The organism is Anaeromassilibacillus sp. Marseille-P3371 (assembly GCF_900169665.1).
Classification (GTDB): domain Bacteria; phylum Bacillota; class Clostridia; order Oscillospirales; family Acutalibacteraceae; genus Anaeromassilibacillus.
In genome coordinates this window covers 2,916,925-2,928,819 of record NZ_LT835157.1, presented here as the reverse complement: position 1 = coordinate 2,928,819, position 11,895 = coordinate 2,916,925, and the positions used below count along the sequence as shown (strand labels likewise).

At 45.6% G+C, this 11,895-nt stretch carries 13 protein-coding genes; 9 read left to right on the top strand and 4 right to left on the bottom strand.

Going from position 1 to position 11,895, the window contains the following annotated elements; translation table 11 throughout:
* Position 1: 1 nt before the first annotated feature.
* From B9Y59_RS12325 to B9Y59_RS12285, 9 genes are all read left to right on the top strand, one after another.
* Positions 2 to 964, top strand: a complete 963-nt coding sequence (locus tag B9Y59_RS12325) for an O-methyltransferase (RefSeq protein ID WP_143255312.1) — start codon at positions 2 to 4, stop codon at positions 962 to 964.
* Between the two features lie 27 nt (positions 965 to 991).
* On the top strand, positions 992 to 2,110 hold the full coding sequence (locus tag B9Y59_RS12320; RefSeq protein ID WP_158089029.1) for a glycosyltransferase family 2 protein: 1,119 nt from the start codon (positions 992 to 994) through the stop codon (positions 2,108 to 2,110).
* 18 nt (positions 2,111 to 2,128) lie between these two features.
* A complete protein-coding gene (locus tag B9Y59_RS12315) occupies positions 2,129 to 2,896 on the top strand; it encodes an ABC transporter permease (protein WP_085533782.1) in 768 nt (255 codons plus the stop codon).
* Positions 2,897 to 2,908: 12 nt separating this feature from the next.
* On the top strand, positions 2,909 to 3,646 hold the full coding sequence (locus tag B9Y59_RS12310) for an ABC transporter ATP-binding protein (protein WP_085533780.1): 738 nt from the start codon (positions 2,909 to 2,911) through the stop codon (positions 3,644 to 3,646).
* Between the two features lie 172 nt (positions 3,647 to 3,818).
* Positions 3,819 to 4,727: an amino acid ABC transporter substrate-binding protein gene (locus B9Y59_RS12305; protein WP_054324448.1), complete on the top strand. Its 909-nt coding sequence runs from the start codon at positions 3,819 to 3,821 to the stop codon at positions 4,725 to 4,727.
* Between the two features lie 40 nt (positions 4,728 to 4,767).
* Positions 4,768 to 5,409 (top strand): amino acid ABC transporter permease, encoded by a 642-nt coding sequence (locus B9Y59_RS12300; protein WP_054324447.1) that lies wholly within the window; start codon positions 4,768 to 4,770, stop codon positions 5,407 to 5,409.
* A gap of 12 nt (positions 5,410 to 5,421) precedes the next feature.
* Positions 5,422 to 6,186 (top strand): amino acid ABC transporter ATP-binding protein, encoded by a 765-nt coding sequence (locus B9Y59_RS12295; RefSeq protein WP_085533778.1) that lies wholly within the window; start codon positions 5,422 to 5,424, stop codon positions 6,184 to 6,186.
* Positions 6,187 to 6,547: 361 nt separating this feature from the next.
* The gene (locus tag B9Y59_RS12290) at positions 6,548 to 7,114 is read left to right on the top strand and encodes a hypothetical protein (protein WP_143255311.1); all 567 of its coding nucleotides are present in this window, start codon (positions 6,548 to 6,550) and stop codon (positions 7,112 to 7,114) included.
* A 21-nt stretch (positions 7,115 to 7,135) separates the two neighbouring features.
* Entirely contained in the window at positions 7,136 to 7,840 is a 705-nt protein-coding gene (locus tag B9Y59_RS12285) for a hypothetical protein (RefSeq protein ID WP_085533774.1), read from the top strand.
* Positions 7,841 to 7,983: 143 nt separating this feature from the next.
* On the opposite strand, the gene B9Y59_RS12280 is transcribed toward B9Y59_RS12285, so the two are convergent.
* The 4 genes from B9Y59_RS12280 to thiH all read right to left on the bottom strand — a co-directional run bounded on the left by B9Y59_RS12280 (position 7,984) and on the right by thiH (position 11,844).
* Positions 7,984 to 8,652, bottom strand: coding sequence for an HAD family hydrolase (locus tag B9Y59_RS12280; RefSeq protein ID WP_085533772.1), 669 nt, complete (start codon positions 8,650 to 8,652; stop codon positions 7,984 to 7,986).
* Complete coding sequence (locus tag B9Y59_RS12275) at positions 8,652 to 9,824, bottom strand: NAD(P)-dependent malic enzyme (RefSeq protein WP_085533770.1); 1,173 nt, start codon at positions 9,822 to 9,824, stop codon at positions 8,652 to 8,654. Before B9Y59_RS12275 ends, B9Y59_RS12280 begins: the two co-directional genes overlap by 1 nt.
* Before the next feature lie 300 nt (positions 9,825 to 10,124).
* On the bottom strand, positions 10,125 to 10,727 hold the full coding sequence (locus tag B9Y59_RS12270) for a thiamine phosphate synthase (protein WP_242967308.1): 603 nt from the start codon (positions 10,725 to 10,727) through the stop codon (positions 10,125 to 10,127).
* On the bottom strand, positions 10,708 to 11,844 hold the full coding sequence (gene thiH / locus B9Y59_RS12265) for a 2-iminoacetate synthase ThiH (RefSeq protein ID WP_442856186.1): 1,137 nt from the start codon (positions 11,842 to 11,844) through the stop codon (positions 10,708 to 10,710). The genes B9Y59_RS12270 and thiH overlap by 20 nt, the downstream gene beginning before the upstream one ends.
* Positions 11,845 to 11,895: the final 51 nt, after the last annotated feature.

Genomic DNA, 11,895 nt, shown 5'->3' with positions numbered 1-11,895 from the left:
TTTGAAACGATTACTAAAAAAGTTTTTACCCCCTCCAGTGAATGCATTTAATCGTGAAGTCGAGCGGATTTTATCGTCTATACAGAGTGAGCATAAAATCAACGATCAAAATTATTCGGATCTCATTCAAAAAAATGTGGTGTTACAACAGAGGATCGATGCGTTAGAGAAAACGATTATTCATTTAGAAAAAACAACGGAGCAGCTTAAACAAAATGGAAGAGAAAGCACCCAGAGTTCAGAACAAATGATGCGGTCTTTGCAGGATCATACAAAAATCGCCAAAGAGCTAAGAGGAATACAGTTGGAAAGCCTATGGGGAAATATCTTCCGGGACACCATTGCAGAAAGTGTATGGTTGAAGAACCGCTGTTTTTCTCCGGGACGTTGGGCTGCGGGGTATCCGTTTCTGTATATTTTGTATCGGGTTTTAAATGATGTGCATCCCAAGCGAATCCTAGAACTAGGTTTGGGGCAGACGACTCATATGATTGGTCAATATGCGGATGCTTTTGATGATGTACAGCATATGGTTGTAGAACACGATTCCGAATGGATTTCTTTTTTTAAACGCAGTTCTTCTTTGGGGAAAAATACACATCTTTTAAAACTGGAATTAGAAGAGAGCGTTTATTTGGAGGATCAAAGTGTTCTATCTTATCAAGATTTTGCGCAGGCGTTACAGGGTAAGAAATTTGACCTGATCTCCATTGACGGACCTTTTGGAGGAGCGGCCAAAATTTACTCTCGTGTAGATACATTGCGGTTGCTTCCAGAATGCTTATCGGATTCTTTTGTTATACTGTTAGACGATACGAATCGCGGAGGAGAACAGAGAACGGCCGCACAGATGGAACAAAGACTAAAAGATAGTAGGATTGATTACAAAACAGGGCGTTATGTTGGACAAAAAGAAACGCGAATATGGACCTCAGAGGATTGGCGTTTCTTATGTTCTTTATAAGTGTGTATGGATAGGAGGGAAGAGATCTTGCCGAAAGTATCTGTGATCATTCCAGTATATAATGTTGAAGAGTATCTAAATCAATGCTTGAATAGTGTCATACGACAGACATTACAGGATATTGAGATTATATGTGTGGATGATGGCTCGACGGATCACTCCTTAGAAATTCTAAAGTCGTATGAAAGATCTGATCCGAGGATTAAAGTGATAACAGTGAACCATAAGAGTGCTGGTGTGGCACGTAATATAGGATTGGAACATGCAACTGGACAGTTTGTCCACTTTTTAGATTCAGATGATTGGATAGAGGCGGATTTATACGAACAGTCCTATCAAGCAGCAAAAAATCATCAAGCGGATGTCTGTATGTTTCATTATAATGAGTTTGATAATGTAACAGGCGCGACAAACATGGTTAAACTCTTCGGATCGTCGCGAGTTTCTCAGGGGAAAGAAGTCACAAACCTAGAGGAGGCAACTTCCTTTTTTCTTTATAATGCGGTAGTTCCTTGGAATAAATTATATAAAAAAGATTTTCTTATTGAAAATAAAATTTATTTTGATGACTTGGTTTGCGCCAATGACCGAGCATTTTATTTTCGAGTCATAAAAAAGGCGAAACGAATCTTTCTCTTAAATCAAGCTTTTGTCAATTATCGAATCAATAATAAGAACTCTCTTGTTGGAGAAACAAGATTGAAAAATTTTAGTTGTCATTTTGAGGCAAGTAACCATATATTAGCCCTTTTTAAAGATGAATCTATGGATATACAGAAACAGGTCGTAGATGTTTGTATGAGGGACTTGTTTCATTTTTACCATAGGGCACATGGCGAGCAAAAAAGGAATATCGCCAAACAGATGCAAATCTTTTTTTCGACACTTGCGATCGACGAACTAATGAAGTCCTTATCGAATTCCCCATGGTTTTTGGAGTATCAAACGATCAGAGCAATGGATGGGATACAGGTAAGCAATGAAGAAATTCAAAGAATAAAGCATATACTACCGCTACCTAGTAGTATTTATCGGAATCCTTTTGCTCTTTTTTCTCAGAAAGTACGGAGTGGTATCCGTTGTTACAAAGAATACGGCATGCGATACACTTGGAGGCGTTTGAAAAAACATCTACACATTGGTTAAAAGACAGGGAGAGGGAATATGGTACAGAAGATGCGGAAATATCGATTCCTCTTTGAGGAATTGGTAAAACGAGACTTTAAAAAGAAATATAAGCGCACGGTTTTGGGCATGTTTTGGAGTGTTTTGTCACCTCTTTTGATGTTGCTGGTGATGAGCTTGGTTTTTACACAGTTTTTTGGAAGATCGACTCCACATTATACAATATATCTATTCTGTGGACAGTTGGTTTTTTCTTACTTTACAGATGCGACTAATAATGGAATGTCCTCCTTGCTGTCAAACGCGTCGATCTTCTCCAAAATCAATGTTCCAAAGTACATGTTTTTGTTGTCGAAAAATGTCTCTTCTTTCATTAATTTCTGTTTAACACTAGTGGTGTTTTTTGTCTTTGTTGCAATTGATGGGATTCCATTTCGCTGGACCTTTTTATTGCTGCTCTATCCGATCGGTTGCCTAGTGGTGTTCAATATCGGGATGGGGCTTATTCTGTCTGCTTTATTTATCATTTTTAAGGACATCCAATATCTTTATACGGTGGTCACACAGGTCATCATGTATTTTTCCGCGATTTTTTATAATATTGAGGCGTTTGCTTTACACATTCGGTATTTATTCTATTTGAATCCTATTTTCGTATACATCCGTTACTTCCGAAAGATTGTGATTGATAACGACATTCCGGAGCCAAGCTTTCATTTGCTATGTGCGTTTTATGCCTTAGCAGTATTGCTGATCGGCGGATTCATTTATAAAAAATACAATTACAAATTTTTGTATTATGTATGAGGTGGCGTCGCAATGATAATTGAAGCACATGATGTCTCCATCCGATACATCTTAGGGGACTTTAAGGATATTGGGGTCAAGGAATATGTACTCCGACGAATCAAAAGAAACTATCAGGTACGGGAATTTTGGGCGGTGGATGGAGTATCATTTTCTTTGGAACGCGGCGATATGCTGGGGATTATTGGGAGCAATGGAGCGGGAAAATCGACCTTGCTCAAGGCGGTCACAGGGATTATGGTTCCGACCAAAGGATGGGTCAAAGTCAACGGCACCATTGCCGCGCTGCTGGAGTTGGCAAGCGGCTTTGACGGAGACTTGACCGTCCGTGAGAATACGTATTTACGAGGAGCCTTGTTGGGATATACTCGCAGATTTATGAATGAAAAGTATGAAGAAATTATTGATTTTTCTGGCCTACAGGAATTCCAGGATCGTCCCTTTAAACAGCTTTCGTCCGGTATGAAGTCCCGTTTGGCTTTTTCCATCGCCTGTCTTGTAAAACCGGACATCTTAATTTTGGATGAAGTCCTTTCTGTGGGCGACGGTGCATTTCGCAAAAAAAGCGAAGAAAAAATGATGGAAATTATCCATGGAGGAGCGACCACCATTTTGGTTTCTCATCTATTGGAACAAGTGCGTTCCATGTGTAATAAAGTTCTTTGGCTTGACCATGGCAAACAGATCGCATTTGGCGAGACGCAGGAACTCTGTGATCGTTATGAGGAGTTTCTGAAAAAGAAAAGATAAACACAAAATTTGAAGAAAGAAGGCGCAAGAGAGGATTTTACCTCTTTACTTTATCTCGCTAATCTAGTATTATAATATTATTATATCACCCCTCCACACACCCGGCGTTTTCCGGCGCGGCAGCGGAGGGGATTTATATGACTTTTGAGTGTTTTAAGAAGGAGAGAGTACGATGAAAAAGATATGGGCAATTATGTTGGCGGCGCTTATGGTGATCGGTTGTGCTGGATGTGGGAATAACGGTGGAGGCGACGACGCTGCTGGATTGACGGGCACGGACGATGGAACATCGACTGCGTCCGCCGCGGAAATGGGAGAGGGGCAGACAACGGATGAGTCTTGGGCAAAAGTAGAGAGCGCCGGCAAACTGGTACTCGGTTTGGATGATGCGTTTCCTCCGATGGGGTTTGTTGATACACAGACAGGAGAATTGACTGGATTTGATATCGATGTGGCTAGCGAAGTGTGCAGCCGTTTGGGAATTGAGCTCATCACACAGCCGATCGATTGGGACAACAAGTCCGCAGAGCTGAGCAACGGAAATGTGGATTGCCTCTGGAACGGCTTTAGCGAGACGCCGGAGCGCGCCGCTGAGTTTAATTTGAGCATTCCCTACATGAAGAACGACCAAATTATCTTGGTAAAATCCGATTCAACCTATAAGGGCTTGAATGATTTGGCTGGAAAAATTGTCGGCGTACAGGCAGATTCTTCGGCAGAAGTTGCCTTAAATGAGAATCCGGACTTCAAAGATACGCTGAAGGAAGTAATTCAGATTGATGACTATTCCAAGGCTGTTTTGGAAATTCAGAACGGGACCATTGATGCAATTGCCATCGATGAAGTGGTTGCGCGCTACTATTTGCAGAACAACCCAGGGGCATATACCATTCTTCAGGATGAAAATGGGGAGGACGCTTCTTTAGCGCAGGAAGATTATGTCATTGGATTCCGCAAGGGCGACGATGCATTGAAAGAAAAAGTTGAGGATGCAATGAAGGAAATGTCCGCAGATGGAACGATGACAGAAATTTCGGAAAAATGGTTCGGAGAAGATGTCACGACCATTCCAGCAGAATAATAAGTATCCAGAAAAGGGCTGAAAAGGAGGTGGTTGCAGCGTGAATTACCAGGTGTTGTTGTCCCAAATGTTGGAAGGGACATTGATGTCGCTGCGCATCTTTTTTTCCACGCTGCTTTTTTCATTGCCATTGGGGCTTTTGGTGGCGGTCGGAAGGATGTCCAAAAATCCGATCATCAACCTACCGGTGCGTTTTTACATACTGATTATGCGCGGCACGCCGTTAATGTTGCAATTGTTGTTTATTTTCTATGGAATGAAGCCGATTTTCGGCATCCAGCTTGACCGTGTGATCTCGGCTCAGGTGGCTTTTGCGCTAAACTATGCGGCCTATTTTGCAGAGATCTTTCGCGGAGGAATCGAGGGAATCCCACAGGGGCAGCATGAGGCGGCTAAGGTCCTTGGATTCACAAAGCGACAGACATTCTTCCGTATCGTTTTGCCTCAGGTGGTCAAACGAATCATACCACCTATGGGGAATGAATTTATCACATTGGTTAAGGACACATCCTTGGCCCAAGTGATTGGTGTGGTCGAATTGTTGCATATTACTTCCAAATGGGTATCTTCGGCGGTCGACATGACCCCGTTCTTGATCGCAGGTATTTTCTATCTGGTGATGAACGGTATTGTGACGCGTTGCTTCACTGTAGCAGAAAAGCGTCTCAGCTATTATCGTTAGGAGGGAAACGCCGTGGAGATCTTGAAGGCAGAGCAGATTCGAAAGAGTTTCGATGGGAACGAAGTTTTAAAGGGAATTTCGATTTCGGTCAACGAGGGCGAGGTTCTGGCAATTATCGGACCTTCTGGTTCGGGAAAGAGTACCTTTTTGCGTTGTGTCACCCAGTTGGAAACCGTGGATTCTGGGACGATCTTGCTATGCGGTGATACATTGGTGAAGAATGGACCGGATGGAAAAGCTGTTTATGCAGATAAAACGACGTGTAGCCGTATAGGACTGCGCATCGGACTTGTGTTCCAGAATTTTAATCTTTTTCCCCATTTTTCTGTGATGCGCAATATCACAGAGGCGCCTGTGCGCGTGCTTGGAAAGAAGCGTGAAGAAGCGGAGGCAACCGCGCGGAATCTTTTAAAAAAGATGAACCTGGCGGACAAGGCGGATGCTTATCCCTATCAGTTGTCCGGAGGACAGCAGCAGCGTGTTTCCATTGCCCGTGCCTTGGCGATGGAGCCAGAGATTCTCTTCTTTGACGAGCCGACTTCGGCATTGGACCCGGAACTGACCGGAGAAATTCTCAAGGTCATCCGAGAGCTTGCGGCAGAACATATGACGATGGTAGTCGTCACCCATGAGATGAAGTTTGCTCATGATGTGGCGGATTATGTTGTGTTTATGGACGACGGCGCAATTGTCGAACAGGGAAAACCGGAACAGCTCTTTGACAGCACGACCAATGAACGTACCCGCGCGTTTTTGGCGCGGTATCACGATATGTAAAAGTACAAATATTCTAATCGGTAGAATAGCGATTGTAGAGGGTTATTTTTCGCGTATACAGATATGGCATCTAAGGAAGCGATGGCTTCTTTAGATGCCATTTTTTTGGTATTTTTATTATTAGTAAATATTTTTAATAAATATTTACTAATAATAAAAAATATAGTAAAATTATATCACAAAGGGTAATTCCAATGAGAAAAATGGGTCTATAAATTATGCGTAAACAATACAAGGGCAATATATGCAAAAGAGTATAATTGTTTTATTAACGATCGTTTTACAGCTTTATTTTGTAATCAATACGCAGACGGTATTTGCAATTTCATAACCTTTTATTGGAAAATTCTCTATAGAGTCGTTGCAGGGAATCCGTCTAAGGGAATATGCTGATGCGAATGCCGCATCACTTGTAAAGGGGAAGATGTTGCTTCGCTCAAAGGGCAGAGGGGAAATATCCATAAAACGTTGGCAGCAAAGCGGACAATCTTACAGCAATGCCTTAATGCAGGAACAAAATGTTGATATAGGAACATATGGTGGGATGTTGACAAGTTTTACAATGGCTGCAAATTATCTGAAAAATTTAGATTATGATCCTGGACGGGTCAATCAGATTATTACAACGGCTGCTTGCCCTTTTCCATCTGTCGTCGCAGGTCAGTGTTGCAGCTTATCAGTAAATGGGTATGAATCTAAAAACGTATCTGTAGCCGATACAGCGGCTTATGTCGCGGATCGAATCCGTCAAGGCTTACCGGTGATGATTGGGATGAAAAACAGCGATATAACGCACTTTGTAGTTGCATATGCGTATAGCGGCGAGTTAGTTTATATGAAAGATCCAGCATCTGATCATAAGGCGATTTTACAGAACTATACGAATAATGGATATTGGGTGAATCGAATTTTAAAATATAGCTATTAATCGTGTAAAAAGGAGCTTGCTATGAAGCGGATTTTATTCTTTGGAGCGGCGGTTCTCTTATGCTTTGCGTTGCTTGCTTGTACTGCGACGCCAGACCCCTCGGACGATCGTCCGGATAAGGGAAGTCTTCTTTCTTCTGTGGGACCATCGGAAACCCCTGAGGAAATCTCAACGCCGGCAGAAGAGGATGTGATTCAGGAAATCCAAGGGTACTCCCTGGAAGACGCCGGGTTGACCATCGCAGCGGATCAAACTTTTTCCGACCCCAATACGGATCAAAAGCGCATCATATGGGACGCATGGCACATGGAGGACGCAACACAGGAATGGTTTTCTGTGAAACGCGCGAATTATGGAGGAAATCTCACCTTTGTAACGGTTGAAACTACAGAAAGCGGAATCGATTATACCTCCCATGTGATGTTCCTGTTACAATGCTACCGCCGTGAAGACTTGACGGCCGGAAGCGCCATAAAGATTCAGGGAAAGCAGGTTCCCATGGAGGAACTTCGCGAAAAAGAGGTCTGCGAAATCGAGGAATGGGTGGTGTGTGACCTGACCAGCTATGTACTGCCGGAAGGGTTTCCAGCTTCGATGGAGAAATGGGGGCAGGAAAATCCAGGAGACTACGATTACCAATGGACATTCGAAGTCTATGATGCGTTTGAACAATACCTTCCGAATTGGATACAGGTGGGCACCGCATCGGAACCGGCTATGACTTGATCGTTTGCCCGGCAATGTTTTTATGATCCTTCTGACAATTTTTCACTGGATACTGCGGACATCAAACACAAAAGCCGTGGCGTCTAAAGCGTTTTATCGCTTTAGACGCCACGGCTTTCCGCTTCTATAGAGCGCTCTGTTCATCAATGGCCGTTGATCGCATCAATGATCGAAATGACATCGTCCAAGCTGTCCACCTTGCGCAGGCAGAGCTGCAAAACATCCGGTTCCAATGTGCAGAGATCGGGAATCAGGATGGACCGGAATCCGCCATTGTGCGCTGCACGGATTCCAGCGTTGGAATCCTCCAATACCAGGATATTCTTAGGCGATTCTCCGAGCTGGCTTGCGGCAAGCAAAAAAATTTCCGGATTTGGTTTGCTAGCATGTACCTGGTGTCCACTTACCACACAGTCAAACCGATGTTCCAATCCGTGTTGTTTTAACAGGAAATCAATCTTTTTGGGCTGAGACGAGGAGGCAACCGCCTTTTTGAGACCACGTAACTCCAGCGCATCCAACAAGGAAAATAACCCCTTTTTCGCAGGAATGGTTTCCGTTTCGAGCGCTTCAAAAAAGAGCGGCGTCTGGCGGTCAATCACCTTTTGGATCGGGAAATCCGGTCCGTAGACCTTCAAGAGCACTTGGGCAGAGTCGGCCTTACTGCGTCCCATAATCTGGCTGTGAATCTCACGGGTAAAGACCTTTCCCTGTTCAGCGACCGCTTGTCCCCATGTGCGTTCATAGAGCTGTTCCGTGTCGAACATCAGGCCATCCATGTCGAAGATGACTGCTGTAATACGCTCCATCATCACACCCGCGCGACACCGGTGCGGTGCGCGGCCTCCATAACCGCTTTCGCAACAGCGGGAGCGACCTCTTTATTGAATGGATTAGGGATGATAAATTCGGGTGAAAGCTCCTCCGGTTTGACAAGGCTGGCAATCGCTTGAGCAGCCGCGATTTTCATTTCGTCGTTGATTTCACTCGCACGCGCGTCAAGCGCACCGCGGAAGATTCCCGGGAATGCCAAGACGTTGTTGATTTGATTCGGGAAATCCGAACGCCCCGTTCCAACCACCCTTGCGCCTGCTTCCAGTGCATCTTGTGGGAAGATTTCCGGAGTGGGGTTGGCCATAGCAAAGACAATCGCATCGCGGTTCATACTGCGGACCATCTCTTTGGTGACCACATTTGGGGCGGAGACCCCCATGAAAACGTCCGCTCCTTTCATCATATCCGCCAAGCTGCCTTTTTTACAGGAGGGATTGGTGATGGCTGCCATCTCGGCTTTGACGGAATTCAATCCTTCGCGGCCCTGATAGATGGCGCCTTGCCGGTCGCAAAGGACAACGTCTTTCAGCCCCATCGACATCAAAAGTTTGGTGCAGGCGATACCGGCAGCACCTGCGCCATTGACCACCACAGAGATCTGGGAAAGCTCCTTGCCAACCAGTTTTAGGGCGTTCAGCATCGCCGCCATGGTAACCACTGCTGTGCCGTGCTGGTCATCGTGAAAGACTGGAATGTCCAACTCTTCTTTCAGACGCTTCTCAATCGCAAAGCAACGCGGTGCAGAGATGTCCTCCAGATTGATGCCTCCAAATCCGGGGGCAATCATCTTGACTGCTTGCACAATTTCCTCCACATCCTTAGAGGCCAAACAGATGGGGAAGGCATCGACATTGCCAAACGCCTTGAACAAAACGGCTTTCCCTTCCATGACAGGCATCCCCGCCTCTGGGCCGATGTCTCCCAATCCCAGAACAGCGGTGCCATCGGTCACAACAGCGACCAAGTTTCCCTTGCGGCAATAATCGTAGACTTTTGAAACATCCTGCTGAATCTCTTTACAAGGTTCTGCAACGCCGGGGGTATAGGCGGTAGAGAGATCGTCCTTGTTTTCCAGAGGGCAGGTGGGGACCACTTCCATTTTTCCATGCCATTCCAGATGGCGCTTTAAGGCTTCCTGTGCGTAATCCATATGCTTGAAAACTCCTTTATTGTTTTTCATCCGCGCCGGACGGGCGGCGTTATTCCTTTTTTATTATACCAACCCGGACAGAAATCCGCAACCAATCTGGAACGTACAATCTCTGTATGGGAGAACAGCTATTAGAAAAGACCGGTTTTGTCAGAGCCCCCTGTTCGAAAGTCGGGGGCAGGCTTCTGTTTGAGGCAGCCGTTATAACCGGCAAAAATGTGTGTGAATCGATGACTGCTGGAATGGGACAGTGGCCTGTGCCTTTGATACAATACTTGGAACAAGGTCCTTTTGTTTGTATTACAACTGCATCATTCCAGACATAATACAAACCCGGCTTGCACCACAGGAAAGGACGGTTTCGATCTTCTGTGGATCAAGTGTGATCCCGCCAATCGCATAGACCGGAATGGATACGGATTGGCATACCTCTTGAAGAAACTGCAACCCCCTTGGAGGGAGACCTTTTTTACAATCGGTCGTAAAGATATGTCCTGCGGTGAGGTAAGTAGCCCCAAGCGCCTGTGCCCGCTGCGCTTCATCGACGGAATGGACCGACGCGCCGATGGCAGAAAAGAATGCCAATGACTGAGGACGGCTTGCCGCCATATCTTCTAATCTCCATAAAGGGAGATGAATCTGTTTTACCCCCAGCGCTTTTGCAACATCCGGAAAGCTGTGTAGGATACACGGTATTTGATAAGAGTTACAGATAGCCAGGACTTCGGCTGCAAGTGACGCATAGGCGTTTTCATCCAGATCTTTTTCACGCAAAACCAGCGAGGCGGGACGAAATATGCAGATCCGTTCCACCTGTTCCAGAAAAGGCTGCGCGCAAAGCCTTCGATTGGTCACCGCCACAATGGAACGATGGATAGAAGGGTCACACATACACATAATCATTCATCACCGGCTGGAGTCCATGCGCCTGTAGGTCATGAAAGACCTGCCCGACGCTGCGTTCATCGGAAATCTCAAACTGATCGTCGCCTTTTTCGGAAATCTCATCGGAATGACCGCCGATGCCCGTGCTGACCCCTGCAGATATTTTTGTCGCAGCGATGGAGACAAGATTATCCCGTACCCGGGCGCACTCCCGTGTGGAAACCGTGATACTGGCGAATGGCATCAACAGACGATAGGCCATGACGACTTGCAAGAGCTGCGGCTCATGCACATCCATGGGGTTGATCTTGTCGTTGTTGATAATGGGGCGGAGTCTCGGACAGGAGAAAGCGATCTCTGCATGCGGATATTTACGTTGTAGCAGCCAGGCATGGCAGCCTGTGGCAAAGGCATCCTTCCGGAAGTCGTCCAACCCCAGTAATGCGCCAAATCCCACCCCGCGCATACCTCCTTTGAGTGCACGTTCCTGTGCATTCAAGCGATAGGGAAAAATGCGCTTATGCCCTTGAAGATGGAGTGTCTCATATTTGTGGCTGTTATAGGTTTCCTGGAAAACGGTCACATAGTCTGCGCCGCATTGATGAAGATAGGCATACTCATTGGAATTCATCGGATAGACTTCCAAGCCAATCACTTTGAAATATTTGCGGGCAATTTTACAAGCCTCTCCGATGTATGCGACGGTGGATTTGGAGCGGCTTTCACCGGTCAGAATCAGAATTTCCTGTAAACCTGTGGAGGCAATCGCCTCCATTTCTTTCTCAATCTGTTCGGCGTTGAGTTGTGCGCGATGAATCTTGTTGTGACAATTGAATCCACAGTAAATGCAATAGTTTTCACAGTAATTGGCAATGTACAAGGGGGTAAACATACAGACCGAGTTGCCAAAGTGCTTTCGAGTTTCCCGCCGAGCCGCCTGTGCAATTTCCTCTAAAAGTGGAAGAGCAGCAGGGGAGAGCAGCGCGCCAAAATCGTCCAATGTGCGATTTTCATGGGACAAGGCGCGGCGTACATCCGCTTCTGTATAACAATGGTAGTTGTAGGAGCTGGTGCGCGTGAGCACTTGCCGGCCGATGTCCGAATCTAAGACTTCCATCCCCGGCAGGTAGGTCATGTGATCGATGCGCTCCTTTTTCAGATCCTGTCTTACAGCATCGCTTAAAAT